General features: G+C 61.3%; 23 protein-coding genes. 15 read left to right on the top strand and 8 right to left on the bottom strand.

Features of this window, described 5'->3' with window-relative positions; all coding sequences use genetic code 11:
• The first annotated feature begins 81 nt into the window (after nucleotides 1-81).
• From iolC to IHQ71_RS07350, 5 genes are all read left to right on the top strand, one after another.
• Nucleotides 82-2,007, top strand: a complete 1,926-nt coding sequence (gene iolC, locus IHQ71_RS07370; protein ID WP_258161296.1) for a 5-dehydro-2-deoxygluconokinase — start codon at nucleotides 82-84, stop codon at nucleotides 2,005-2,007.
• A 240-nt stretch (nucleotides 2,008-2,247) separates the two neighbouring features.
• The gene (gene iolD / locus IHQ71_RS07365) at nucleotides 2,248-4,098 is read left to right on the top strand and encodes a 3D-(3,5/4)-trihydroxycyclohexane-1,2-dione acylhydrolase (decyclizing) (RefSeq protein WP_258161295.1); all 1,851 of its coding nucleotides are present in this window, start codon (nucleotides 2,248-2,250) and stop codon (nucleotides 4,096-4,098) included.
• Between the two features lie 68 nt (nucleotides 4,099-4,166).
• On the top strand, nucleotides 4,167-5,084 hold the full coding sequence (iolE, locus tag IHQ71_RS07360) for a myo-inosose-2 dehydratase (RefSeq protein WP_258161294.1): 918 nt from the start codon (nucleotides 4,167-4,169) through the stop codon (nucleotides 5,082-5,084).
• A 259-nt stretch (nucleotides 5,085-5,343) separates the two neighbouring features.
• Complete coding sequence (iolB, locus tag IHQ71_RS07355; RefSeq protein ID WP_258161293.1) at nucleotides 5,344-6,141, top strand: 5-deoxy-glucuronate isomerase; 798 nt, start codon at nucleotides 5,344-5,346, stop codon at nucleotides 6,139-6,141.
• 60 nt (nucleotides 6,142-6,201) lie between these two features.
• Nucleotides 6,202-6,375, top strand: a complete 174-nt coding sequence (locus IHQ71_RS07350) for a type II toxin-antitoxin system Phd/YefM family antitoxin (RefSeq protein ID WP_258161292.1) — start codon at nucleotides 6,202-6,204, stop codon at nucleotides 6,373-6,375.
• 5 nt (nucleotides 6,376-6,380) lie between these two features.
• Here IHQ71_RS07350 and IHQ71_RS07345 read toward each other — a convergent pair whose 3' ends face one another.
• The gene (locus IHQ71_RS07345) at nucleotides 6,381-7,751 is read right to left on the bottom strand and encodes an MATE family efflux transporter (protein WP_258161291.1); all 1,371 of its coding nucleotides are present in this window, start codon (nucleotides 7,749-7,751) and stop codon (nucleotides 6,381-6,383) included.
• A 331-nt stretch (nucleotides 7,752-8,082) separates the two neighbouring features.
• On the opposite strand from IHQ71_RS07345, the gene IHQ71_RS07340 reads away from it, so the two are divergent.
• The 4 genes from IHQ71_RS07340 to IHQ71_RS07325 all read left to right on the top strand — a co-directional run bounded on the left by IHQ71_RS07340 (nucleotide 8,083) and on the right by IHQ71_RS07325 (nucleotide 10,790).
• Nucleotides 8,083-8,454, top strand: coding sequence for a hypothetical protein (locus tag IHQ71_RS07340; RefSeq protein ID WP_258161290.1), 372 nt, complete (start codon nucleotides 8,083-8,085; stop codon nucleotides 8,452-8,454).
• 170 nt (nucleotides 8,455-8,624) lie between these two features.
• The gene (locus IHQ71_RS07335; protein WP_258161289.1) at nucleotides 8,625-8,984 is read left to right on the top strand and encodes a PilZ domain-containing protein; all 360 of its coding nucleotides are present in this window, start codon (nucleotides 8,625-8,627) and stop codon (nucleotides 8,982-8,984) included.
• Nucleotides 8,985-9,048: 64 nt separating this feature from the next.
• Nucleotides 9,049-10,167: a pyridoxal phosphate-dependent aminotransferase gene (locus IHQ71_RS07330; RefSeq protein WP_258161288.1), complete on the top strand. Its 1,119-nt coding sequence runs from the start codon at nucleotides 9,049-9,051 to the stop codon at nucleotides 10,165-10,167.
• Between the two features lie 29 nt (nucleotides 10,168-10,196).
• Nucleotides 10,197-10,790, top strand: coding sequence for a YdeI family protein (locus IHQ71_RS07325; protein WP_258161287.1), 594 nt, complete (start codon nucleotides 10,197-10,199; stop codon nucleotides 10,788-10,790).
• Nucleotides 10,791-10,886: 96 nt separating this feature from the next.
• On the opposite strand, the gene IHQ71_RS07320 is transcribed toward IHQ71_RS07325, so the two are convergent.
• Together IHQ71_RS07320 and IHQ71_RS07315 are read right to left on the bottom strand one after the other, a co-directional pair.
• Nucleotides 10,887-11,150: a sel1 repeat family protein gene (locus tag IHQ71_RS07320; protein ID WP_258161286.1), complete on the bottom strand. Its 264-nt coding sequence runs from the start codon at nucleotides 11,148-11,150 to the stop codon at nucleotides 10,887-10,889.
• Between the two features lie 438 nt (nucleotides 11,151-11,588).
• Nucleotides 11,589-12,065: a group III truncated hemoglobin gene (locus IHQ71_RS07315; protein ID WP_258161285.1), complete on the bottom strand. Its 477-nt coding sequence runs from the start codon at nucleotides 12,063-12,065 to the stop codon at nucleotides 11,589-11,591.
• Nucleotides 12,066-12,287: 222 nt separating this feature from the next.
• Between IHQ71_RS07315 and IHQ71_RS07310 the strand changes: the two genes are divergently transcribed.
• Nucleotides 12,288-12,458, top strand: a complete 171-nt coding sequence (locus IHQ71_RS07310) for a hypothetical protein (protein ID WP_258161284.1) — start codon at nucleotides 12,288-12,290, stop codon at nucleotides 12,456-12,458.
• 88 nt (nucleotides 12,459-12,546) lie between these two features.
• Nucleotides 12,547-14,049, top strand: coding sequence for an AMP nucleosidase (locus tag IHQ71_RS07305; RefSeq protein ID WP_258161283.1), 1,503 nt, complete (start codon nucleotides 12,547-12,549; stop codon nucleotides 14,047-14,049).
• Nucleotides 14,050-14,055: 6 nt separating this feature from the next.
• Here IHQ71_RS07305 and IHQ71_RS07300 read toward each other — a convergent pair whose 3' ends face one another.
• A complete protein-coding gene (locus IHQ71_RS07300) occupies nucleotides 14,056-14,970 on the bottom strand; it encodes a diacylglycerol kinase family protein (protein WP_258161282.1) in 915 nt (304 codons plus the stop codon).
• A gap of 228 nt (nucleotides 14,971-15,198) precedes the next feature.
• Between IHQ71_RS07300 and IHQ71_RS07295 the strand changes: the two genes are divergently transcribed.
• Nucleotides 15,199-16,452, top strand: a complete 1,254-nt coding sequence (locus tag IHQ71_RS07295; RefSeq protein ID WP_374990006.1) for an MFS transporter — start codon at nucleotides 15,199-15,201, stop codon at nucleotides 16,450-16,452.
• Here IHQ71_RS07295 and IHQ71_RS07290 read toward each other — a convergent pair.
• Complete coding sequence (locus IHQ71_RS07290) at nucleotides 16,418-16,804, bottom strand: helix-turn-helix domain-containing protein (protein WP_258161281.1); 387 nt, start codon at nucleotides 16,802-16,804, stop codon at nucleotides 16,418-16,420. The genes IHQ71_RS07295 and IHQ71_RS07290 overlap by 35 nt on opposite strands.
• Before the next feature lie 137 nt (nucleotides 16,805-16,941).
• Between IHQ71_RS07290 and IHQ71_RS07285 the strand changes: the two genes are divergently transcribed.
• Nucleotides 16,942-17,952 carry a zinc-binding alcohol dehydrogenase family protein gene (locus tag IHQ71_RS07285; protein ID WP_258161280.1) on the top strand — a complete coding sequence of 337 codons (1,011 nt, stop codon included), beginning with the start codon at nucleotides 16,942-16,944 and terminating at the stop codon, nucleotides 17,950-17,952.
• Between the two features lie 10 nt (nucleotides 17,953-17,962).
• On the opposite strand, the gene IHQ71_RS07280 is transcribed toward IHQ71_RS07285, so the two are convergent.
• The gene (locus tag IHQ71_RS07280; protein WP_258161279.1) at nucleotides 17,963-18,487 is read right to left on the bottom strand and encodes an Lrp/AsnC family transcriptional regulator; all 525 of its coding nucleotides are present in this window, start codon (nucleotides 18,485-18,487) and stop codon (nucleotides 17,963-17,965) included.
• A gap of 127 nt (nucleotides 18,488-18,614) precedes the next feature.
• On the opposite strand from IHQ71_RS07280, the gene IHQ71_RS07275 reads away from it, so the two are divergent.
• A complete protein-coding gene (locus tag IHQ71_RS07275; protein ID WP_258161278.1) occupies nucleotides 18,615-19,526 on the top strand; it encodes a DMT family transporter in 912 nt (303 codons plus the stop codon).
• 269 nt (nucleotides 19,527-19,795) lie between these two features.
• Here the strand turns inward: IHQ71_RS07275 and IHQ71_RS07270 are convergent, their stop codons facing one another.
• The gene (locus tag IHQ71_RS07270) at nucleotides 19,796-20,413 is read right to left on the bottom strand and encodes a L,D-transpeptidase (protein ID WP_258161277.1); all 618 of its coding nucleotides are present in this window, start codon (nucleotides 20,411-20,413) and stop codon (nucleotides 19,796-19,798) included.
• A gap of 724 nt (nucleotides 20,414-21,137) precedes the next feature.
• Nucleotides 21,138-22,667 carry a winged helix-turn-helix domain-containing protein gene (locus IHQ71_RS07265; RefSeq protein WP_258161276.1) on the bottom strand — a complete coding sequence of 510 codons (1,530 nt, stop codon included), beginning with the start codon at nucleotides 22,665-22,667 and terminating at the stop codon, nucleotides 21,138-21,140.
• Nucleotides 22,668-22,863: 196 nt separating this feature from the next.
• Between IHQ71_RS07265 and IHQ71_RS07260 the strand changes: the two genes are divergently transcribed.
• On the top strand, nucleotides 22,864-24,342 hold the full coding sequence (locus IHQ71_RS07260; protein ID WP_258161275.1) for an MDR family MFS transporter: 1,479 nt from the start codon (nucleotides 22,864-22,866) through the stop codon (nucleotides 24,340-24,342).
• Nucleotides 24,343-24,355: the final 13 nt, after the last annotated feature.

The raw sequence follows: 24,355 nt of genomic DNA, 5'->3' as shown, positions 1-24,355 counted from the left end.
TTCCATTTGACTTTATAATGGAACTAATGTTTCAAAACATGCAAATCGATAATGCAGAAGACGCCTTGCGCGGAGGAAAACATGGCCCAGTCCGGTAGCGGTCCTGAAAGACGTCTCGATGTGATCGCCATCGGCCGGTCCTCAGTGGATCTCTATGGCCAGCAGAGCGGCTCGCGGCTCGAGGACATCGCCTCCTTCGCCAAATCCGTCGGCGGCTGCCCGACCAACATTTCCGTCGGCACGGCACGGCTGGGCCTGCGCTCGGCACTGGTCACTAGGGTCGGTGACGAGCAGATGGGCCGCTTCATCCGCGAGCAACTCGACCGTGAGGGTGTGAACACATCAGGCATCGTCACCGACAAGGAGCGGCTGACCGCGCTGGTGTTGCTCTCGGTGGAATCCGAAGGCGTTTCGCCGATGATTTTCGTGCGCACCGATTGCGCCGACATGGCGCTCGACGAAGACGATATCGACGAGGATTTCGTGAAATCCTCCGCCGCAGTGCTCGTCTCCGGCACGCATTTCTCCAAGCCCAACACCGAGGCTGCGCAGCGCAAGGCGATCCGCGTCGCCAAGGAAACCGGCGGCAAGGTGATCTTCGATATCGACTATCGCCCTAATTTGTGGGGCCTTGCCGGCCACGCCGAGGGTTTTGAGCGCTATGTGAAATCCGACCGCGTCTCGGCGCTGATGAAATCGGTGCTGCCGGATTGCGACCTTGTTGTCGGAACCGAAGAAGAGATCATGATCGCTTCGGGGGCGGACAATGTGCTGGCCTCGCTGAAAGCGATCCGCGCCGTCACGCCCGCGACCATCGTACTCAAGCGCGGCGCCATGGGCTGCATCGTCTATGACGGCCCGATCAGCGACGATCTCGAAGACGGCATCATCGGCCAGGGTTTTCCGATCGAGGTTTATAATGTGCTGGGCGCGGGCGACGCCTTCATGTCCGGCTTCCTGCGCGGCTGGCTGAAGGGCGAACCGCATGCGACCTCGGCCACCTGGGCCAATGCCTGTGGCGCATTCGCAGTCTCCCGCCTGCTCTGCGCGCCGGAATATCCGACCTGGGACGAGTTGCAGTTCTTCCTGCGCAACGGCTCGAAGTTCCGCGCGCTCCGCAAGGACGAGAACCTCAACCATATCCATTGGGCGACCAATCGGCGCAAGGAGATCCCGCTGCTGATGGCGCTCGCCATCGATCACCGCTCGCAATTGACCGATATCGCCGACGAGTTGAAGGTTTCGCATAGCAAGATCAATGCCTTTAAGCGGCTCGCGGTCGCGGCCTGCGCTCGGGTAAGCCAGGGCCGCGAGGGCTACGGCATGCTGATCGACGAGCGCTTCGGTCGCGAGGCCTTCTTCGATGCCGCCAAGAAGAACCTCACCTGGATCGGCCGTCCGGTCGAGCTGCCAGGCTCGCGTCCGCTGCGCTTCGAGTTCAGCCAGGACGTCGGCTCGCAACTCGTCGAATGGCCTGTCGACCATTGCATCAAGTGCCTCTGCTTCTATCACCCCGATGATCCCGAGCATCTGAAGAAGGAACAGCAGCAGAAACTGCGGACGCTGTTCGAGGCTGCCCGCAAGGTCGGACGCGAGCTGCTGGTCGAAATCATCGCCGGCAAGCACGGCAAGCTCGATGACGACACGATCGCGCGTGCGGTGCAGGAACTCTATGATCTCGGCATCAAGCCTGACTGGTGGAAGCTTGAACCGCAGCATTCGGCCCAGGCGTGGAAGAACATCGAGGCCGTGATTGCCGAGAACGACGAATATTGCCGCGGCATCGTGCTGCTCGGCCTGGAAGCGCCGGCGGCCGAACTGGAGAAGGCATTCGCCGCCACCGCAGTGGCACCGTCGGTGAAGGGATTCGCGGTTGGCCGCACGATTTTCGCGCATGCGGCCCAGCAATGGCTGTCCGGCCAGATGAACGATGAAGCGGCCATCGCCGACATGGCGGGTCGGTTCGAGGAGTTGACGAAGGCTTGGTTAAGGACGCGGGGGCGATGATAGTTTGAACGTGAGGCTCACCCCTCACCAAGCGCGTCCAGCGTTCGCTTTCAGCACACGCGGACTTGCTATCCTCTCCCGCAAGGGGAGAGGTAGGCGCCGAGTTTACCTCTCCCCTTGCGGGAGAGGATACGAAGACCGGGCAAGCGCAGCGAGCCCTTGGTCGAAGTTGGTGAGGGGTGAGCCTTTGCCATGAAAAGATTTGAACCGCGACGTTGATAGGAAAGCGGGAGGAACACGATGACGAAGACGATACGGCTGACGATGGCACAGGCTGTCGCGCACTACCTCAAGAAGCAGATGACCGTGGTGGATGGCAAGAAGGTGCCGATCTTCGGCGGCGTGTGGGCGATCTTTGGCCACGGCAATGTCGCCGGCATGGGCGAAGCGCTTTACCAGGTGCGCGACGAATTGAAGACCTACCGGGCGCATAACGAACAGGGCATGGCCAACGCCGCCGTCGCCTATGCCAAGGCCTCGTTCCGCCAGCGCTTCATGGCCGTGACGACCTCGATCGGACCCGGCGCGCTTAACATGGTAACGGCTGCTGGTGTCGCGCATGTAAACCGCCTCCCCGTGCTGTTCCTGCCCGGCGATGTCTTCGCCAATCGCGCGCCCGACCCGGTGCTGCAGCAGATCGAAAGCTTTCAGGACGGTACGCTGTCGGCCAACGATGCCTTCCGTCCTGTGGTCCGTTATTTCGACCGCATCACGCGTCCGGAGCAGATCATCTCGGCGCTGCGCCGCGCCATGCAGGTGATGACCGACCCCGTCGATTGCGGCCCGGTCTGCCTCTCGCTCTGCCAGGACGTGCAGGCGGAGGCCTTCGACTATCCGGAGAGCTTCTTCGAGGAGAAGGTCTGGTCCTTCCGCCGGCCGCTGCCTGACGAGAACGAGCTGGCGGCAGCCGTCGCGGCGCTCAAGGCCTCGACCAAGCCGGTGATCATCGCCGGTGGCGGTGTGCTCTATTCGCTGGCGACCAAGGAACTCACGGATTTCGCCGAAAAGCACGGCATCCCCGTCGTCGTCACCCAGGCCGGCAAGTCCTCGATCGACGAACGCCATCCCATGGCCATGGGCTCGGTCGGCGTGACCGGCACCTCGGCCGCCAATGTGCTGACCGAAGAGGCCGACCTGATCCTCGCCGTCGGCAGCCGGCTACAGGATTTCACCACCGGCTCCTGGGCGATCTTCAAGGGCGACCACGTCCAGTTCGTCGGCATCAACACCGCAGGCTTCGATGCTGCCAAGCATGATGCACTGCCGGTTGTCGGCGATGCCAAGGTGACGCTCGACGCAATGTCGAAGGCGCTCGGCGGCTGGGCCGCCCCGGCCGCTCTGAAGGACAAGGCTGCGAGGGTGAAGGCCGAATGGATGAAGGCGGCCGACAAGGCCATGGCCGCGACCAATGTTGCGCTGCCCTCCGACGCCCATGTGATCGGCGGCACCGCGCGCAATCATTCCGGCGAGAACACAGTTCTGGTCTGCGCCTCGGGCGGCCTGCCGGGCGAGCTTCACAAGCTGTGGCCGGCGACCTCGCCGGGCAGTTACCATATGGAATACGGTTTTTCCTGCATGGGCTACGAGATTGCCGGCGGGCTCGGCGTCAAGATGGCACGGCCGGATGCCGACGTCGTCGTCATGCTCGGCGACGGCTCCTACATGATGATGAATTCGGAGCTCTCGACCTCGGTCATGATCGGCCAGAAGATCACCGTCGTGCTGCTCGATAACAGGGGCTTCGGCTGCATCAACCGACTGCAGATGGCGACGGGCGGCGCGAACTTCAACAATCTCTTGAAGGACGCCTATCACGAGGTGATGCCCGACATCGATTTCCGCAAGCACGCGGAGAGCATGGGGGCGGTGGCGATCAAGGTTGCCTCGGTCGCCGAGCTGGAACAGGCGCTGAAGGACACGAAAGACAACGGCAAGACCACGGTGATCGTGATCGATACCGATCCGCTGATCACCACGGACGAAGGCGGCCACTGGTGGGATGTCGCGGTGCCCGAGGTCAGCGCCCGCGAACAGGTCAACAAGGCGCGCGCGGAGTATGTGAATGCCCTCGCCGCCCAGCGTATCAACTAAACAGACAGGAATGACCGTCGCTGGAAGATCGGGTCTCGATCGCCTGGCGATGCATGAAGGAGAATATCATGAAAGCCAAACTCGGCATGTCGCCCATCGCCTGGTGGAACGACGATCTTCCGGAACTCAGCGACGACGTATCGCTCGAGGAGTGCCTGCGCCAGTCCCGCAGCGCCGGTTTTACGGGCATGGAGCAAGGCCGCCGCTTCCCCAACAATCCAGCCGAGATGCTGCCGATCCTGCGCGCCGCCGATGTGACGCTGTGCGGCGGCTGGTTCTCGGGCACGCTGGTGGACGAGGAACTCGCCGCCAACAAGGATCGCATCCTCCCGATGATCGAGCTGTTCAAGGCGGTCGATGCACCATGCATCGTCTATGGCGAGGTGGGCCGCTCGATCCAGGGCGATCGTTCGAAGCCGCTCGCTACCAAGCCGCGCCTTTCCGACGACGAGATGAAGGCCTATGGGCGCAAGGTCACCCAATTCGGAGAATGGTGCACCGAACAGGGCATGCCGCTGTCCTATCACCACCATATGGCGGCCGTCGTGGAGACCGAACCGGAACTGGACGCCTTCATGAAGAATTCCGGCGAAGGCATTCCGCTTCTGCTCGATGCCGGGCACCTGGCCTTTGCCGGCGGCGACGTGTTGCGCGCCATCGACAACCACCATGCCCGCATCAACCATGTCCACGTCAAGGACATCCGCCAAGCCGTCATCGACGGACTTGACCGCAGCCGTCAATCCTTCCTTGATGCCGTGGCACTTGGTGCCTTTACCGTGCCGGGCGATGGCTCGCTGGATTTCGGCGCGATCGTCCAGCGGCTGGCCGATCACGGCTATGAAGGCTGGTTCGTCGTCGAGGCCGAGCAGGATCCGCTCAAGGCGCCGCCACAGAAGATGGCCGAGATCGGGCACAAGGAATTGATGCGCGTGATGGCAGCGGCGGGGTATACTGTGGCAACTGAGGGGTTTCCGAAGGGATAGCGGCGCAAGTCGCGTCACCCCTCACCTAGTGCGCCCAAACGTTCGACTTCGTCTCACGCGGGCTTACTATCCTCTCCCGCAAGGGGAGAGGTAAACTTGCGGTGCCCGTAGTGCCTCAAGTATAGGTCGCGAGTGGGGCACCCTACCTCTCCCCCTGCGGGAGAGGATACGAAGGCCGGGTGAGCATGGCGAACCCTTGGCCGAAGTTGGTGAGGGGTAAGCAACCCACGCCGCATCAGAAACGACGGGAGAACAGCTCATGCCGAACCTACTCGTTAAACCAAACGGCACCCAAGGCCGCGTCACGCATGTGACGCCGGAAAGCGCCGGCTGGACCTATGTCGGCTTTGACATGCACCGGGTGAAGGCCGGCGACCGGATCAGCGCCCTGACCGGCGATCGTGAAGTCTGCCTCGTCTGGATCAGCGGCAAGAGCGCGACGACCGTCGATGAGAAGCCGATTGGCGTGCTCGGCGAGCGAATGAGCCCGTTCGAGGGCGCGCCGCATGCGCTCTATGTGCCGGCCGGCTCCGAATGGCAGGTCAAGGCTTTGACCGATCTAGAGCTAGCCGTCTGCTCGGCACCAAGCGGCGGTGACCACAAGACCAAGCTCATTCCGCCCGGCACGCATCCGCAGTTCATCCGCGGCAAGGGCGCCAATGTCAGGCATGTCACCAACATCATGCCGGAAGACGACAATTCCGCCCATTCGCTGCTGGTGGTCGAGGTCATCACACCATCAGGCAACACCTCGTCCTATCCCTCGCACAAGCACGACCAGGACGACCTGCCGAATGAGAGCCTGCTCGAAGAGACCTATTACCACCGCCTGAACCCACCCCAGGGCTTCGCCTTCCAGCGCGTTTACACCGATGACCGCTCGCTCGATGAAGCGATGGCGGTAGAGGACGGCGACGTGACGCTGGTGCCGAAGGGGTATCACCCCTGCGCGACGATCCATGGCTATGACCTCTATTATCTCAACGTCATGGCCGGGCCGAAGCGGGTGTGGAAGTTTCATAATGCGCCGGAACACGAGTGGCTGCTGAAGGCGTGATGGATTGCAACGACCGACTTTCGCGCCTAATTTGCGACTCTCGATCACTTGGAGGCGTCGATGCTTTTCAATGTAGAAGAAGCGCAGCAGCGTTTTGAAGAGCTAATGGAACGAGCGCAGCGCGGAGAAGAAATCCTTATTTCGGACGGGCCGGGCAGAACGGCCCAATTGAAGCCAATTCTTAAGAACGAAGGCCAAACGAGCGAAGAAATCCTCGCCCGTTCAGAACCATAATCGCCTTACACCGGCTGCAACACCCCAAAACGCCAGCCGCGGCGCATGGCGTTGATGCCGAGCACCACCACGATGAGACCGATTATGGCGATATCCGCCGCTGGCGCCGCCATCCAGATGCCTATCTCGCCGAACAGATGCGGCAGGATCAGCAGTAATGGCAGCGAGAACAGATAGTTGCGGGACAAGCCAAGGATGGCCGCATTGCCGGCATCGCCGATCGACTGGAAATAGCCGGACAGGATGATCGGCAAGCCGCAAAGCACGTAGACGAAAGCGATCCAGGGCAGGATTCGGGCCGTCTCGCTGATGATCAGCGGGTCGCTTGAGAACATGGCGCCGATCTGTGGCGCCATGAGCCAGGCGACAAGCTGGACGGTGCCGCAATGCACCGTGACGGCCAGAAGTGCGATCTTGAGGCTGCCATTAGTGCGATCCATCAATCGAGCGCCGTAGTTATTCCCGGCGATCGTCTGGAAGGCGATCGAAATGCCCAGCATCGGCAGATAGGCGACCGTCAGCAGACGCGTGACGATGCCGTAGGCTGCGATCGTCGCCACATAGTGCTCAGGCTCCCAAAGGCGGATATTGGTGATCATTGCCGCCGATATCAGCGAGGTGCCGAGAAACCCGAGGCTCGATGGCGCGCCGAGCGCCAGCATCTGCTTCCATTCCGTCACCGGGCCGGGGCGGGCGAGTTTCAGCACGCCAGGGGTCCGGAAACGGAAAGCCAGCACGATCGACAGGCAGATCGCTTGCGCCAGCACCGAGCCGAAGGCCGAGCCCGCCACACCCCAGCCGAAGCCGCCCATGAACAGCCAGTTCAAGCCAATGTTCATCAGCGTCGCCGAGATGGTGACCAGCGTCATGAAGCCGAGGCGGCCTTCGCAGCGCAGCCCGTCGATATTGAGCGACAGGAAGAAGGTCACGGGCGCGAAGATCACCATAATGGTCATGAAGAGTTCGGCATTGGCCGCCACGGCTGGCGCGCCAGCGGCACCCTCGGCGATCGCCATGCGGCCGAGCGTGAAGAACAGCAGATAGACGAAAGCGATCACGGCGAGAACCAGCAGATGCGCGCCGGTGAAGGTCTGGCGCGCCTCGTCGCGGCGTCCGGCGCCGAGATGGCGTGCGAGAATGCTGGACATGCCATTCGACACAAGCGTCTGCAGCGCAACCATCATCATCGCCATGGGGAAGATGAGCGACACGGCGGAGAGCGCATCGGCACCGGCATAAAGGCCGATGAAATAGGCGTCGGCCACAACATAGAGGCCGTTGATGGTCATGATCAGAATTATGGGTGCAGCGGTCCTCGCAAAAAGCGCAGGCAGGCTGCCATGCAGGAACATATTGTTCGCATCAGTGGAATTCATCGAAACCTCGTCAATCCAGTTCGCGAAACCAGCACGCTTCAGAACGCACCATGTCGGGAGCTCGCATTGCCGTCAGTTCGCTCAAGCGATGTGACAGGGTTCGATCAAAAGAGGAATTCACCATGAGCATTTGCTCGCGAGCGGCAGGCACCTCGGCCGCCGGACGATATACGTGACGCCGGCAAAAGCGTCAATCTGCCGATCCATGACATTGTCTTATGGCAGCTATCTCCAGGCCGAAGAAGCGTAACGCATTGGCGCCAAAGCGGATTCAGATTTGTTAAACGATCGGATGATATGATTGCGCCGACGCAACACTCTGGAGGGCTCGATGTCCTTACATCACTTCAAGGACTTTCACGAGCGGCTGCAACTCCAGAATCCGAAGCGCAGCTTCCGCCTGCATAGCATCGATCGTGCCGGGCTCGTCATCCCGGTCGGCCATCACCTTACCATCTCCACCCAGCATCACTGCGTCATCCAGCGCATCTCCTGTGCCGCGGCGCTGATCAACATCAATCCCCGCATCGAGCTGCCGAAGAACTTCTTCCTCGTCATCCTTGGTTCGAGCGAGGAAATCGGTGCGACCGAGGCAAGCCGCGAAGCCGACCACATGCTGGTCAAGTTCAACATGTTCCTCGATGTCGGCTTCCTGCAGAGCATCGTCGGCACCGCTTCGCTCGAGATCGAGCCGCTCGCCTAACCTACCGATACGAACGCTCGGCACGCAATCCAGAGATGCGTTTCAAAGCTGGACACTGACCGTTGGTTTTCCTCAATAAATTTCGCAGTCGATAAAAATCTAACTTTCGGATTGAAGCGAGTGAAACACTCCTGTGCGAAGTTGTCCCGGTAACCCCTGGGGAGCCATCAATGGCCGAGAACGCACTAGCCAACCTTCATAGCGACGCCTCTCAGCACGGCCGCGGCGCCGAGCGATTTGTCCTTAACCGCGCTGCGCGGTTGATGGCGGTCAATCCCGCGCTCGCCGGCATGTCGATCCGCAGCTGCCACCTCGTGGACATTTCAAAGATCGGCGCAACCATCAATCTGATGACCACGATCGGCCTGCCGGATCACTACTACCTCAACATCGTCGGCACCTCGAACCGTATCGGCTGCGCCGAGATCTATCGCAACGGCAGCCGCGTCGGCGTGAAGTTCATCAAGCCGATCGAGGACGAATTGCTGCATGTGATCGTTCGAGGCGACTTCTTCACCGAAGCCAAATGACCACCTTGCAGGCGTAAGCGAAAACTCTATTCTCCACCGCCAGGATGAATCAGGGTTTTCCAGCATGTCGAATTTCTCGCGCTTCACGCGCATTGCCCGCGATCTGCCGGCCACCGTTCCGTTCGTCGGGCCGGAGGCCATCGAGCGCAACCGCCATCTCGAGGTCAAGGCGCGGATCGGCGCCAATGAGAGCGGCTTCGGACCGGCGCCGTCGGTGATCGAGGCGATGCGGCAGGCCGCGACCGAGACCTGGAAATATACCGATCCGGAGAGCTTCGAGCTCAGGCACGCGATCGCCGCGCATCTCGGCCTCGACCCCAAATTCATCAATATCGGCGAAGGCATAGACGGCATTCTCGGCCAGATCGTGCGGCTGGTGATCGAGCCCGGCATGCCGGTCGTCACCTCGCTCGGCGGCTATCCGACCTTCAATTATCACGTCGTCGGCTTTGGCGGCCGGCTGGTCACGGTTTCCTACAGGGATGACAAAGAAGACCTCGACGGCCTGCTCGCGGCGATCGAGCGCGAGGATGCGCCGCTCGCCTATTTTGCCAATCCGGACAATCCGATGGGCAGTTGGTACAGCGCGGACCGCGTGCTGGAGTTCGCGCGCGCCGTGCCGGAAACCACGATGCTGATCCTCGATGAAGCCTATGGCGAGACCGCTCCATCAGGCACCATACCCCCAGCCGATGCGTTGATCGACCGGCCGAACGTCATCCGTACCCGTACCTTCTCGAAAGCCTATGGGCTCGCCGGATCCCGTATCGGCTATGTCATTTCGGCTGCCGATACCGCCACCGCTTTCGACAAGATCCGCAACCATTTCGGGCTGAACCGGATCGGTGTGGCGGCAGCCATCGCAGCGCTGAAGGACAAGAACTATCTCGCAGACGTGCTTGGCAAGATCAGCGCCGCCCGCGACCGGATCGCCGCCATCGCACGGACCAACGGTTTGACACCCCTGCCCTCGGCGACGAATTTCGTGGCGATCGACTGCGGCCGCGATGGCGTCTATTCACGCGCCATCGTCGATGGGCTGATGGAGGAAGGCGTGTTCATCCGCATGCCCGGTGTCGCTCCGCTCAACCGCTGCGTCCGTGTCAGCGTCGGGCCGGACAAGGATCTCGATCTCTTCGAGGCGGCACTGCCGAAAGTTCTGAAGCGGTTGGGAAACCCGTAGACCGTTGCCAATCAATTGGGAGGTAGACAGTGGCAAAGAGCGAGACAAATCCCAAGGTCGATGCATTCCTGGCCCGGACCACGGAATGGCGCGCGGAAATCGAGGCGCTGAGAAAGATCATTCTCGACTGCCAGCTGACCGAGGATTTCAAATGGGGCTGGCCCTGCTATTCCATCGACAAGAAGAATGTCGTCCTGATCCACGGCTTCAAGGAATATTGCGCGCTCCTGCTCTTCAAGGGCGCGTTGATGACGGATCCGGAAAAGATCCTGGTGCAGCAGACGGAGAATGTGCAGGCGGCCCGCCAGATTCGGTTCACCGGTCTCGATGAAATCAAGCGGATGGACAACATCCTGAAGGCTTACATCCACCAGGCCGTGGATGTGGAGAAGGCCGGCTTCAAAGTGGATTTCAAGAAGGCGTCGGAATTTGCGGTCGTCGAGGAATTCCAGGCCAAACTTGATGCAATGCCGGAATTGAAGACCGCCTTCCAGGCGCTGACGCCGGGGCGACAGCGGGGATATCTTCTCCACTTTTCATCGGCCAAGCAATCCAAGACCCGGGAAGCCAGGATCGAGAAATACATGCCGAAGATTTTCGATGGAAAAGGATTGGAAGACTAGCGAATAGCGAAGAGCGAATAGTTTGCTGGCCGACTGGAGGTCACAGGCCAAAACTACTCGCCATTCGCTAAAAGCAGGTTGTTTGAAGCCATTCACTCAATGCATCGTCATCCATTCGCGGGCCGCGCGGAGTGCCGCGGCGAGTTCGCCCTTGCTCATCGAGCGGGAAAGCTCGGCGCGGAGGTGAGCGGCGCGCTCGGAACCCTTGATGGCGGCGATGTTGAGCCACTTGTGCGCGGAAACCAGGTCGATCTCGCAACCGCGGCCGGTCGCATACATCAGGCCCATGGTGCAGAAAGTGTCGGCGCGGGTCTCGCCGCCCATCGAAGCTTCCATCGTGTTCATGTCAAAGCGTGCCATTTCAGTCGTCCCTTTGTTTGCCAGTAACCGTTGTTCTTTTTCTCTCTGTTTTGCCTTGGGAGGCTCCGGAGAAGGCCGGTCCGCTTTTGCGGTTTTTCTCGGTCTTCTCCGGTGTTTGGCGGTGTTTTCGTCCCCGCTCGTCTTATGGCTTCACTATGCCGGACGGCCTTCAACGTCAGCTTAAAATGCATGATTAATTTGAGACAAACAAAGTACAAACGCTTGGTAAACTTGGGTTTTCGTTAAGCATCGGACTCGCTGATACATACGTATTCCGCGAAAAACTTTACCGAAATTTCAGCTTGTGGTTTCAACCCTTTGTTCACCAAGAAAACGGTTGGAAATCAGGGTGTCGTAAAAAGATGCCTTCGCTGAGACACGAAAACGGACGCCGGATATTAACAAATGGGGGTATTTATAGCCGCGTGGGAAGCGCCTTCAGGCTTGCGGCAAGACCGTGGCATCGAGTTCCGGCCGGTGCAGGCGTTCGCCCTTGGCCAGCATGACGCCGAGATCGCCTGATATGGCCAATTCCAAACTCTCGGCAATGCGGATCGCGCGTTCGAGGAAGAGGCGTGCCGCAGCGGGAGGGCAGGTTTCCATCGCCGTCTCGGCGAACAGCCTGAGCCACCGGTCGAAATGCCTGCCATCGACGGGAAGGCCGATGTGCTTCTGCATCGGCGAGCCGGCATAGGCGCCGCTGCCGAGCGTCACCGAGGACCAGAAGGCACCCAGCTGTTTGAAATGGTGTTCCCAATCCACGACGCGTTCGTTGAAGATCGGGCCGAGCGCCGGATCGAGACGGACTTTGCCATAGAATGCGCGCACCAGACGGTCGATCATCGCTTCGTCGATGCCCGTCTCGCGCTTCTTCTGTTCGACAATTCGCGCCCGGCGTTCGGCGGCATCTTCCATGAGGGAGCATTCCTTTGAGGCGCAAGATAGACCGGCAGAACGCGTTCGGCGATGCCGCATTCCGTCGCGCCTCCCATCTCGGAGATCCGGTCGACCGGCCACAGGTAGTGTTTCGTTAGCAAGTCGGCAACCATTCTGAATGCCAAATGAATGGCGAGATCAGCGTGAGTTCAGCCTCGGCGGTTTAGAAGACGTTCAACATTCGGACGCTTCGGGACGGAAATGACCATTATCGCACGCCGCTTCACAATCATCTGCCTCATCATGAGCCTGTTTGCGGTTGGCCTCACCGCGGCTGTGGAAAGCAGCGGCAAGCGCAACCATGTCGGCGTCATTGGTTTGAGCGCCCCCTGCCCGCAGCCTTCGGGCATCCATTGCAAGGCATCGCTTTGAAATATCCCACCGCCGGATTTCGAGCAAAAATCTGCTTGAAATCCGGCGGCCCCGATTGATTGTCATCAAGTGCCTATTATAATGGCACATGGCAAAGCGAATCCTCTCCACATCCCTCCTCGATACCGTCACCCCTGAAAATTTTACGGCCGTCGCATTCCACGACGCGACTGCCGCCGTCGATGCGCTCGAAGAGCTCTACGACCGCAACACCGCCTTCCTGCGCGACAGTTTCGAGGCGGTGATCAAGGGCGGCCAGCCGCATAAGCGCTACCGGGCCTATTATCCCGAAGTCCGCATGGAGACCCTGCGCTACGATCGCATCGACTCCCGCATGCCCTATGGCTTCCTCAGCGAGCCCGGGCTCTATTCGACCACGATCACCCAGCCGAAGCTCTTCCGTCACTATCTCAAGACGCAGATCGGCCAGCTTATCGTCAATCATGGCCTGCCGGTGACGATCTCGGAATCGGCGACGCCCATCCCGCTGCACTTCGCCTTCGGCGAAGGTGCGCATGTGGAGGCGAGTGCCGCCAATACGCTCGATGTGCCGCTACGCGACCTGTTCGACACCCCTGATCTTGCCACCACGGATGACGAGATCGCCAATGGCGAGTATGAGCCGCCGCCGGGTGGCCCACGGCCGCTGGCGCCCTTCACCGCGCAACGCATCGATTACTCGCTGGCGCGGCTCAGCCATTACACCGCCACGCGCGCCAAGCATTTCCAGAATTTCGTGCTGTTCACGAACTACCAGTTCTATGTCGATGAGTTCTGCGCCTGGGCGCGCCAGATGATGGTCGAGGGCGGCAATGGCTATAGCGAGTTCGTCGAGCCCGGCAATGCGATCACGCCGCCGGGCTTCAGCGAACCGCAAACCGGCGTGCCCGCCGCTCGCCTGCCGCAGATGCCTGCATATCACTTGAAGAAGAAGGGCCATGCCGGCATCACCCTGGTCAATATCGGCATCGGGCCTTCCAACGCCAAGACGATCACCGACCACGTGGCGGTTCTCCGACCCCATGCCTGGCTGATGCTCGGCCATTGCGCGGGCCTGCGCAACAGCCAGACGCTGGGCGATTACGTTCTGGCGCATGCCTATATGCGCGAGGATCATGTGCTGGATGACGACTTGCCGGTCTGGGTGCCGATCCCGGCGCTCGCCGAAGTCCAGCAGGCGCTGCAGGATGCAGTGGCCGACGTGACCGGCTATGACGGCTATGAGCTCAAGCGCATCATGCGCACCGGCACCGTGGCGACGATCGACAACCGCAACTGGGAACTTCGCGACCAGCGCGGGCCGGTCAAGCGGCTCAGCCAGGCGCGCGCCATCGCGCTCGACATGGAATCGGCGACCATCGCCGCCAACGGGTTCCGTTTCCGGGTGCCCTATGGCACGCTGCTCTGCGTGTCCGACAAGCCGCTGCATGGCGAGCTCAAACTGCCGGGCATGGCCACGGCGTTCTACAAGAACCAGGTCAACCAGCACCTCAGGATCGGCATCCTGGCGCTCGAAAAGCTATCCGCCATGCCGGCCGCACAGCTTCATTCGCGCAAGCTTCGGAGCTTCTTCGAGACGGCTTTTCAGTAAAGCACTCTAAGGCACTTCAGGCAGCGTCTCTGGCACGATGACCTTCAGCGCGCCGGCATGCAGCCGGAGCGAAACATTGCGGCCGAGCGGCATCAACTCCCCGTCGAGCACGCAATTGGCCTTGCGGTAGAGTTTGGGGAAATGCAGATCGACCGAGCGGGCGCGCATCTCGGTGACGGCGACGTTCTGGCTCATTCTGCCGCGCAATATGTCGATCGCGAGGATGGCGGCTCCGGCCGGGCGGAGTGCGTCGGTGAGATAGAAACCGAGATGGCCGCTATTGAGTTCTTCCGAGAACATCAAGCTGTTGTTGCCGAATGGGTTGTTCGACACGTTGATCGCCGAGACCAGCCGGTGCTCTTTATGTCCCTCTACATCGAACTCAACCTCAAATCGCGGTGGATCGAGCACCACACCCACCGAGGCGCGGACATTTGCCGCCATCTTGCCGATGCGGGACGCATAGGTCATGGCATCGCGCAGCCGCACCATGCGGGCATGCATGCCGGCCGAGAACTGATGCACGAACGGACGGCCATCGGCACTGCCGATATCGGCGTCCATCACGTGGCCCTTGGCCAGCACATCGAGCACCGCGTAGATATCGAGCGGCAGCTTCAACGATCGGGCAAAGAGGTTCATCGTGCCGGCCGGGACCACGCCGAGTGGCAGGTCCGCTTTCCAGGCAATGCCCGCAGCCGTCGAGATCGTGCCGTCGCCGCCACCGGCGATCAGGCCCTCGGTGCCCTTCTCGGAGGCGCCTTTCTCGATCGCTTTGACCATTTCCTTGCCGGCAACCACGTGGCACTCGATTTCATGCCCTGCATCGCGGAATACCTGCTCTGCCTTTTGCGCATAGGCGGCCATGTCGATGGTCCGGAAAGTACCGCCGTCCCGGTTGAAATACGCTTTGAAATGCATGAATTCGCCCTGAAAAACGGATTTCCCGATCAATCACACAGAAACGCGTGACGGGGAAGGCCGGTTCCGCGCCACGCCCAGCTTTGTGCGCCGCAACAAAAGCCTTACGCTCAGACACGCTTCTTGTTATATCGTATGACCAATCGCGGATTCACAGGCCCTGCCTGGCGACACCCCGATTTTCTCCGGTGAATCCGGAAGCGCTCAAAGACAGAAAGCATGCCGCTCGTGACCGATATGGCCTATTCCGATTCGCTCGACCATGCGGAACCCGCGGCAGGGTATTCCAAGCTTCAGGTGGCGCTGGTGCTGTTCGCGCTCGCGGTCGGCGGCTTTGCGATCGGAACGGGCGAATTCGCCATCATGGGCCTGCTGCCCAACGTTGCCGCTACATTCTCCGTCTCGACCCCGGTGGCGGGCTATGTGATCAGCGCCTATGCGCTTGGCGTGGTCGTCGGCGCGCCGCTGATTGCGATCATGGCGGCAAAGATGGCGCGGCGCCCGCTGCTGCTCCTGCTGATGGGCTTCTTCGCGGTCACCAATATCCTGAGCGCGGTCGCGCCCGATTTCACTTCCTTCACGATCCTGCGTTTCCTGTCCGGCCTGCCGCATGGCGCCTATTTCGGCGTCGGGGCGCTGGTCGCCGCCTCAATGGTGCCGCTGCATTACCGTGTCCGTGCCGTGGGCAAGGTGATGCTCGGCCTGACCGTCGCGACGCTGGCCGGCACGCCAGTCATGGCTTTCTTCGGCCAGGCGCTGTCCTGGGAAGTGATGTTCTGGGCCGTGGGCCTGATCGCCGCGCTGACGGTGACACTGATCTGGATCTATCTGCCTCGGGACCAGGTGGTCGAAGGCGCCAGCATTGCCCGCGAGCTCGGCGCGTTCACCCGCCCGCAGGTGTGGCTGACGCTCGCCATCGCCGCCACCGGCTTCGGCGGCATGTTCGCCATCTTCAGCTATATCGCGCTGACGGTGACCGAAGTGACGCTGCTCTCGGTCGGCATGGTGCCTGTCGTCATGGTGATTTTCGGCGTCGGCATGAATATCGGCAACCTGATCGGTTCCAAGCTCGCCGACATGTTCCTGATGGGCACGATCGGCAGCATGCTTGTCATGAACATGGTCGTCATGACGATGTTCGCGCTTGGCGCCGGCAGCGTATGGCTGCTCTGCCTGTCGGTCTTCCTGATCGGCTGCGGATTTGCGGCTGGCCCTGCCGTGCAGACAAGGCTGATGGATGTCGCGGCCGACGGCCAGACCATGGCCGCAGCCTCGATGCATTCTGCCTTCAACGTCGCCAACGCCATCGGCGCATGGCTCGGCGGCGTGGTCATCGCCATGGGTTTCGGCTATGCCGCGACCGGCTGGGTCGGTGTGGTCCTGTCGATTATCGGCCTGGGTATCTTTGGCCTTTCGGTCTGGCTCGAACGCAAGAGCCCGACGCGTTCTATGCGGCCGCAACTTCCGCAAGCGGCGGAATAACGAACTTCTCGCCATCCCGGCAGAGAACATGCTGCTCGCCCCAGGCGGCGAGCGCCCGGATCACCGGCTCCATGCTCTTGCCCAGCGGCGTCAGCGCATAATCGACACGCGGCGGCACGACCGGATGCACGGTGCGCGACACCAGCCCCGCCTCCTCGAGTTCCCGCAACTGCTTGGTCAGCATGCGCTGGGTGATCGACTTCAGCTTCCGCTTCAATTCGCTGAACCGATGCGTGCCATCGAAGAGGTGGAAGAGGATCACCCCCTTCCATTTGCCGTCGAGAAAAGTCAGCGTCGATTCCACCGGGCAGCCGGGGAAATTGTTGGTGAGCTTGGCGCGCGGACGGGACATGGATTAAACCTTCCGTTTGCGGATGCCGCTGAATTCACGGTATCCTTTTTGTACCTATATACACAAAATGTGCATTCTTGCGTTCTTGTCACATAATGCGCATCTACCTTCTCGACAACATTTGAAGGAGACAGATCATGCGCGCAGTCGCTTACGAAAAGCCCCAGGACATCACCTCCGAGACGTCGCTTGTCGATGTCGAGCGGCCGATGCCAGAAGCCAGGGGGCATGACCTGCTGGTCGAGATCAAGGCGATCTCGGTGAACCCGGTCGATACCAAGGTGCGCAAAAGCCGTGAGGCGGTGGCTGGCGGCTTAGTGCAGCTCGGCTGGGATGCTGCCGGTGTCGTCAAGGCCGTCGGCGGCGATGTTACGCTGTTCAGGCCGGGCGATGAGGTCTTCTATGCCGGCGTCATCAATCGTGACGGGACGAATGCCGAATATCATCTGGTTGACGAGCGCATCGTTGGACGCAAGCCGAAGTCGCTGAACTTCGCGCAGGCCGCCGCCCTGCCCCTCACATCGATCACCGCCTATGAAATGCTGTTCGACCGGCTGCAGGTGAAGGATCCGGTTCCCGGCGACTTCCGGTCGATCCTGATCATCGGCGGCGCCGGCGGCGTCAGCTCGATCGCCATCCAGCTCGCCCGTCAGCTGACCGACCTGACCGTCGTCGCCACGTCCTCGCGTCCGGAAACGGCGGAATGGGTGAAGTCGCTTGGGGCGCATCACGTGGTGAGCCACAGCAAGCCCCTGCCCGAGCAGTTCAAGGCGCTGGGGCTCACGCCAGGCTTCGTCTTCTCGACGACGCATACCGATCAGCATGTCGCCGGAATCGCCGAAATCATCGCGCCGCAGGGCCGCTTCGGCCTTATCGACGATCCCGTCGAGCTCAACGTAAAGCCGTTCAAGGGTAAGTCCGCGTCGGTCCGCTGGGAGTCGATGTTCACCCGTGCGGTCTTCGGCACATCAGATATGATCGAGCAGCACAAGCTGCTCAACGAGGTCTCGGAACTCGTCGATGCGGGGAAGATCAGGACCACGGCGGCCGAAAGCTACGGCACGATCAATGCTGCCAATCTCCGGCGCGCTCATCAGCAGATCGAAAGCCACACCACTATCGGCAAGATCGTGCTCGAGGGCTTCTGAGAGGCGAACGCTACTTCTTGAAAAGCTCTTCGAATGGGTCGCTTGAAGACTTCCGGACGCTCTCACCGGTGCCCGGCAGCTTCAGCGGCCCAGCGGTCTTGACCGTGCGGATCGCGAAGTTGGAGCGGATATCGACGACGAAGGGCAGCGTCAAAAGCTTGTCGGTCAGCACGCGCTCATAGGCAGGCAGATCCTCGACGACGACCTCCGCGAGGAAATCGGCGCTGCCCGAGATCATGAAACAGGAGATTACCTCCGGCACCTCGGCCAGCACTTCCTGGAAGCGGTTGGCGCTCTCCTTGTTATGTCCACCGACCTTCATCTCGACGAAGACCGTCAGTCCGAGCCCGACTTTGGTCCGGTCTATGTCGGCGCGATAGCCACGGATGACGCCTTCCTCCTCAAGATTGCGGATTCGCCGCAGGCAGGGCGATGGCGACAGGTGCACCGCCTCGGCAATATCGACGTTGGCAGCGCGGCCATTCTCCTGCAAGTTAGAGAGGATGGCGAGATCGAATGCATCGAGCTTTGGCATTTTCCATCTCCTGCGCGATATATTTTGGCATAATATTGCGCTGTCGTGGAAATTCAAGACCGAATGCGCAAGGACACGCCCCGGCGCTTCCGCCTATCATCGTGACATCCAACGGACGGAGATGACGATGAGCGATACAACAATCACGACGACATCCGGATCGTCCCGTAACCTGCTCGGGGCTCTATCGGCGCTCGGCGTGGTCTTCATCTGGGCCGCATGGCTCACCTCCACGCGCCATGGGTTCGGCACGGCGCTGACCACCCTCGACCTGAGCCTGTTGCGCTATGGTGTACCCGCAATCGTTCTGGCTCCAGTCTGGCTGCGGACGGGCCTTTGGCCCAAAAACACGCCGAAACTGCCACTTGTCTTGATGGTGCTGGGCTGCGGCGCGTTCTTCTTCCAGATCGTCGCCCTCGGCATGCATCACACGCCTGCCGCTGCCGCCGGCGTGCTGCTGCCCGGGGCCATGCCCTTCTTCGTCGCGCTGATCGGTATGGCAGTGCTCGGCGAACGACCGGACAATGCCCGCAAGCTCGGCATGGCCGCGATACTCGCCGGCGGCTTGATCCTGCTTGCCGGCAGCCTCACGGGACATGCTTTGTCCTGGGTGAGCTATGTGGTGCTTCCACTGGGGGCGACCTGCTTTGCGATCTACACCCATGCCTTCAAGCATTCGGGTCTCAACGCCTTCGAAGGCGGCGCGCTGATCTCGATTTGGTCGATGATCATCAACCTTGCCCTGCTGCCCTTCTTCGGCACCGGCTTCTTCGATGTACCCATGGGCGAGATCGGCTTGCAGGTGCTGACGCAGGGCGTGCTCTCGGGCCTCGGAACAATGATCCTCTATGGTTACGCGGTGCGTACGCTCGGCGGTACGCAGGCAGCGGCCTATACGGCGATCACCCCGGTCGCGGCCGCCTTTGCCGGCGCATGGATCCTCGGCGAGCCCGTGGGGCTGCTGATCATCGCCGCCGCCTTTGTCACCGGCGCGGGCGTGCTGCTGTCGACGGGTATCCTGTCGCGGAAGAAGGCCTAGATCGCTTCATTGTTAAATGGAATCATTCTGTTGGCCGAGACGGAGTCGGATATTCGTTCGGTCGGCGCGTGTCGTAGCCCAGTTCTACGGCCAAGGCGACCGAACGAATAGGCGGCCCGTATCGGCCAACCCCGAAGGGGCCGGGCATCTTTCCGCCAGGATCAGAGGCGATCGGCTCGGACGTACATCGGGGTATGCCCTTCGCCAATCGCCTCTGCCCTGACGAAAACCTGCTCCGGCAGAATGCTTCCATTTAACAATGAAACGATCTAAGCCTGGATCACGAAGACCTTGGTGCCGACGTCGACGCGGCTGTAGAGATCGATGACATCGTGATTGAGCATGCGAATGCAGCCCGACGACATGGCGTAGCCGATCGAGCTCGGCTGGTTGGTGCCGTGGATGCGGAAATGCGTATCGCCACCACCGCGATAGAGATAGAGCGCCCGGGCGCCGAGCGGATTAGCGAGGCCGCCCGGCACACCGCCCGCATATTTGCGGTTCTTGGCCGGATCGCGGCGGATCATGTTGACAGTCGGCGTCCAACTCGGCCATTCAGCCTTGCGGCCGATATGGGCGTTGCCCGAGAGTGCGAGGCCCTCGCGGCCGACGCCAATTCCGTAGCGCATCGCCATACCATCACCGAGAATGTAATAGAGGCGCCGCGCCGGCGTATCGACGACGATCGTGCCGGGCTTCTGGCCGGTCTCGTAGGCGACTTCAGTGCGGCGCAGTTCCGGCTTGATCTTGTCGAGCGGCATGGCCGGCATCGGATGGGCTTCATCGGGCTTTGCCGCGTAATTCGCCCTGTGATTGGCGCCGTTGGTTGAACAGCCGGCGAGAAGAGCCAATGAACCCAGCAATAGCCCACGACGCGAAATCGACATTCCAAATCCCCATGCTTCCCCTAAGTGCTAATGAGAAGTAAGGAATTATGGTTAACACCCGGTTAAACGGCCGTGTGATTTCGGCTTGGATTCGTTCAGCGGGCGGTAGTCCCGGTCATGGCGTTACCCGGGCGCCACAGGCCAAGCAGGCGCCCCACGAACGACGCAAAACCGAGCGACACGCGGGGAATGCGCGACGACGCCGCTATTGCTTCGATAGGCGTGGCCTCTTCCGCCGCCTATTGGGTTTCGGTCGGCGAGGACGCATAGAGCCGCTGCATGTTCCACCGGGCAAGATCGGCACCCTGGTTCAGCGACATGATGGAATTTGGAGCAAGCATGATGGCCTCCCGTGGGCGATGTCGGTTTCAACACGGCCATAGTCGAACGGGCGGCAGGAAAATGTACTCAAGGCGGAGATTAAATCTCCCTATGAGTTGTTAAAGCGTGTCGCAGTTATTTGGAGCCATTCTGCCGGAGCAGGTTTTCGTCAGGACCAAGGCGGCGGGCGAGCGTCGTACCCTTAGGTACGGCCGAGACCGGCGCCGCAGGGACTGGCGGAAAGATGCCCGGCCCTTCGGGTTGGCTGAAACGGGCCGCCTGATCGACCGGCCGGCTTGGCCGTAGATTTGGCTACGACGCGCGCCGGCCGGTCGACCATCCGACTCCGTTTGAGCCAACAGAATGGCTCCAAATAGCTGCGACACGCTTTGAGTCGAAAGCATCATTGGAGGCCGGCGAGACGTAGGCCTTCGAGCACTGTGTCGATGCGCTCGGGATACCTGGCCGGCTGCCCGGCCTTGATCCGCGCAAGCGAGACGCCCGGCGCGATTTCCCGCAGCCGGTCGAGATAGAGCTTCGCCTCCTCCATGCGGCCGAGATAGGCATTGGCTGATATCAGCATCCAGTAGGTCGCGTCGAAATGAGCATTGACGCTGAGTGACCGCCCCGCCCAGTAGAGCGCCTGTTCGTAATCGCCCCGGATGACCGCGATATGGGCGATGCCCGTCATGGCGAAGCGCCGGTCGGGGTCCTGCGGCGCCAGCCGCAATGCGCGCTCGAGATGCAACTGCGCCTCATCAAGATCGCCGCAATGCAGCGTCGAGACGCCGAGCACGCACATCACATACAGGTCGTTCGGATTGGCCGCCGCGGCGGCCTCGATGACCTGCATGCCGCCGACATAATCCTTGCCGGTCTGCACCAGGGCCATTCCGCATGGCGCCATGATGCGCGGATCGCCGGCGCAATGTTCGAGTGCGCGGCGGGCATAGTCCAGGCAGCGCCCGATGTCGTCGTTGCCGATCGGCGGCCAGCCCATGGCGTTGCGGTGCTCAAGCGCCCAGACGGCATGGGCGAGCACGTTGGGGTTGTTCGGTTCGAGTTCCAGGGCCTGCAACAGAAGCGCATGGGCTTCCACATTGGCCACCGCGCTTTCCTCGCCGATCAGCCACAATGCCCGCAGGTAGACGTCATAGGCGGCAAAGCTTTTCGGCCGGTCGCGCAGCGAGCGGGTGGTCTCGGCCTGCTCTAGCGCCGGTCTGAGCCGCGATGCGACGGCCTCGGTGATCTGGTCCTGAAAGGCGAAGACATCCTCCAGAGTTCCGTCGAAGCGGTCGGCCCAGAGCGTGAAGCCGTCATGGCCGGGCACCAGCCGAACCGATATGCGCAGGCGCTCGCCGGCGCGGCGGATGTCACCCTCGACCAGATAGTCGGCGCCGAGATCGGCGGCGGCCTGGCGGATGTCGGCATCGTGGCTGCGGCGGGCAAAGACGGTGTTGCGGGAAATGACGCGAAAGCTGCGGAAGCGCGACAGCGCCGTGATGATATCGGCCACCACGCCATCGGCGAAGTAATCGGCATCGGCATCGCGCGAGAGATTGCGGAACGGCAGGACGGCGAGCACAGGCATTCGGGGGCCGGGTTCGGGCACCCTATCCGCCGCGGGGGCGGCGAGCAGCCTATAGCCCGCGCGCGGCACGGTCACGATCCAGTCCCGCCCCTCCCCGTCCTGCCCAAGCAGCTTGCGCATTCCGGCAATCTGGACCGTCAGATTGCCCTCCTCGACCGCGACGCCGGGCCAGGCGGCATTCATGAGCGCTTCCTTCGAAACCGTGCCACCGCCGGCTTCGGCCAGGCATTTGAGCAGCAAGGCCGCACGATTGCCGAGCTGCGAGACCTCGCCGCCCCGGGCAACCGTCATCCGGCCAGGATCGAATGTGAAGGGACCGAAATGGATCGGATCGTCTGCCATGCGTCATCCCTTGAAGGCGTTGAACAGGGATAGCAGGCTGAGGCGATAGCGGGCAAGGTCCGTGCAAAATCGAAAAATACGGATCGAAATGGCTTGCCTGGGCACAATTGGTTGACTGTACAATCCAGACGCCTAGAGTAACATTGCTTCGCGCGCACGCGCATTTGCTGCCGACATCCCACGCCAAGGACATATCATGTCAGCCAAAGGCTCGAACAGAGCACTTGTCATTGCCGCCGTCATGGCAAGCATGGCAATGATCGCTATCGAGGCGACGATCGTCGCCACCGCCATGCCGCAGATCGCGGCAGAACTCGGCGACATCAACCTCTACAGCTGGACCTTTTCGTCATTTCTGCTGGCCCAGACGGCGACCACGATCATCTTCGGCCGGCTTGCGGATATCTATGGCCGGAAGCCCGTGCTCCTCGTCGGCATCGCAATCTTCCTGGTGGGAACCATCTTCGCAGGCTTTGCCCAGAGCATGCATGTCCTGATCGCTTTCCGGCTGCTTCAGGGCCTGGGCGCTGGCGCGATCCAACCCGTTGCCATGACCGTTGTCGCTGATCTCTATCCGCTTGAGGAGCGCGGCAAGGTCCAGGGCTATCTCGCCAGTGTGTGGGCGGTGTCGGCCGTGGTCGGGCCGCTGGCGGGCAGTATCATTGTCGAAGCGGTTTCCTGGTCCTGGGTATTCTGGGTCAATATCCCAGTGGGTATCCTGGCGGCCACGGGCTTCATCGTCTTTCTGCGCGAAGACTTTCAAAGCCGCGACGAGAAGGTCGATGTGATGGGTGCCGTCCTGTTCTCGATTGCCATAGGCGCCCTGATGATCGGGCTCACCAACATAGAGCAAGCATCCGCGACCTACATCATCACGGCTGGTGCTGTGTTCCTCGTCGCGCTGGCATTGTTCATCTGGCAGGAAATCCGCGCGACGCATCCCATGCTGTCGCTCGACCTGTGGCTGCGGCGGCCGATCGCCAGTTCCAATATCGTCACCTTCATCGCCGGCATGGCGATGATAGGCCTGACGACGTTTCTGCCCATGTACATCCAGACGGTTCTCAACCGCTCCGCGCTGGTCGCTGGGCTTACGCTATCGGCCATGCTGCTGGGCTGGCCCGCCGCTGCCACCTTTGCCGCGAGAAGCTTCCATCGGATCGGCATCAGGCCATTGATGATAACGGGCAGCGTGTTCGTGCCGCTTGGTTGCAGCCTGCTTCTGACCCTGACGCCCGCCAGCAGCCCGCTCGTCGCGGCGGCCGGATCGCTGATCGTCGGCGTCGGCATGGGGCTGACCAGCATTTCCGCGCTGATGCTGATCCAGGCGTCTGCTGGCAAGACCGAGCGTGGCAGCGCGACTGCATCCAACATATTCTCGCGCAACCTGGGCAGCACGCTCGGCGCTTCGCTCTTTGGCGCGGTGCTGAATTACGGCCTCCTGCACTCCACGGGTGGGGCTTCGGTGACCGCCGGCCAGTTGCAGGACTTGCTGAACAGGACGACCGAGATCGCCGGCACTGTCGCGCCGATCAGGACAGCGTTGCAGGATTCGCTGCATCTCACATTCGGCGCGATGGTGTTGATCGCCATGTTGACGATCATAGCCGGCCTGTTCGTGCCTTCGCTGGCGAGGGCACCCGAAGGTGAGGCAAGTCAGCAGGCGGGGCAATGAGGAATGGATGGCA

This window comes from Rhizobium sp. TH2, from assembly GCF_024707525.1.
Classification (GTDB): Bacteria; Pseudomonadota; Alphaproteobacteria; order Rhizobiales; family Rhizobiaceae; genus Rhizobium_E.
This window is presented reverse-complemented; position numbering and strand designations above follow the sequence as displayed.

What these genes read in the sequence shown, in the direction of transcription:
- iolC (WP_258161296.1), top strand. Translation starts at nt 82, where the DNA reads ATGGCCCAGTCCGGTAGCGGTCCTGAAAGACGTCTCGATGTGATCGCC.
- iolD (WP_258161295.1), top strand. Translation starts at nt 2,248, where the DNA reads ATGACGAAGACGATACGGCTGACGATGGCACAGGCTGTCGCGCACTAC.
- iolE (WP_258161294.1), top strand. Translation starts at nt 4,167, where the DNA reads ATGAAAGCCAAACTCGGCATGTCGCCCATCGCCTGGTGGAACGACGAT.
- iolB (WP_258161293.1), top strand. Translation starts at nt 5,344, where the DNA reads ATGCCGAACCTACTCGTTAAACCAAACGGCACCCAAGGCCGCGTCACG.
- IHQ71_RS07350 (WP_258161292.1), top strand. Translation starts at nt 6,202, where the DNA reads ATGCTTTTCAATGTAGAAGAAGCGCAGCAGCGTTTTGAAGAGCTAATG.
- IHQ71_RS07345 (WP_258161291.1), bottom strand. Translation starts at nt 7,751, where the DNA reads ATGAATTCCACTGATGCGAACAATATGTTCCTGCATGGCAGCCTGCCT.
- IHQ71_RS07340 (WP_258161290.1), top strand. Translation starts at nt 8,083, where the DNA reads ATGTCCTTACATCACTTCAAGGACTTTCACGAGCGGCTGCAACTCCAG.
- IHQ71_RS07335 (WP_258161289.1), top strand. Translation starts at nt 8,625, where the DNA reads ATGGCCGAGAACGCACTAGCCAACCTTCATAGCGACGCCTCTCAGCAC.
- IHQ71_RS07330 (WP_258161288.1), top strand. Translation starts at nt 9,049, where the DNA reads ATGTCGAATTTCTCGCGCTTCACGCGCATTGCCCGCGATCTGCCGGCC.
- IHQ71_RS07320 (WP_258161286.1), bottom strand. Translation starts at nt 11,150, where the DNA reads ATGGCACGCTTTGACATGAACACGATGGAAGCTTCGATGGGCGGCGAG.
- IHQ71_RS07315 (WP_258161285.1), bottom strand. Translation starts at nt 12,065, where the DNA reads ATGGAAGATGCCGCCGAACGCCGGGCGCGAATTGTCGAACAGAAGAAG.
- IHQ71_RS07310 (WP_258161284.1), top strand. Translation starts at nt 12,288, where the DNA reads ATGACCATTATCGCACGCCGCTTCACAATCATCTGCCTCATCATGAGC.
- IHQ71_RS07305 (WP_258161283.1), top strand. Translation starts at nt 12,547, where the DNA reads ATGGCAAAGCGAATCCTCTCCACATCCCTCCTCGATACCGTCACCCCT.
- IHQ71_RS07300 (WP_258161282.1), bottom strand. Translation starts at nt 14,970, where the DNA reads ATGCATTTCAAAGCGTATTTCAACCGGGACGGCGGTACTTTCCGGACC.
- IHQ71_RS07290 (WP_258161281.1), bottom strand. Translation starts at nt 16,804, where the DNA reads ATGTCCCGTCCGCGCGCCAAGCTCACCAACAATTTCCCCGGCTGCCCG.
- IHQ71_RS07285 (WP_258161280.1), top strand. Translation starts at nt 16,942, where the DNA reads ATGCGCGCAGTCGCTTACGAAAAGCCCCAGGACATCACCTCCGAGACG.
- IHQ71_RS07280 (WP_258161279.1), bottom strand. Translation starts at nt 18,487, where the DNA reads ATGCCAAAGCTCGATGCATTCGATCTCGCCATCCTCTCTAACTTGCAG.
- IHQ71_RS07275 (WP_258161278.1), top strand. Translation starts at nt 18,615, where the DNA reads ATGAGCGATACAACAATCACGACGACATCCGGATCGTCCCGTAACCTG.
- IHQ71_RS07270 (WP_258161277.1), bottom strand. Translation starts at nt 20,413, where the DNA reads ATGTCGATTTCGCGTCGTGGGCTATTGCTGGGTTCATTGGCTCTTCTC.
- IHQ71_RS07265 (WP_258161276.1), bottom strand. Translation starts at nt 22,667, where the DNA reads ATGGCAGACGATCCGATCCATTTCGGTCCCTTCACATTCGATCCTGGC.
- IHQ71_RS07260 (WP_258161275.1), top strand. Translation starts at nt 22,864, where the DNA reads ATGTCAGCCAAAGGCTCGAACAGAGCACTTGTCATTGCCGCCGTCATG.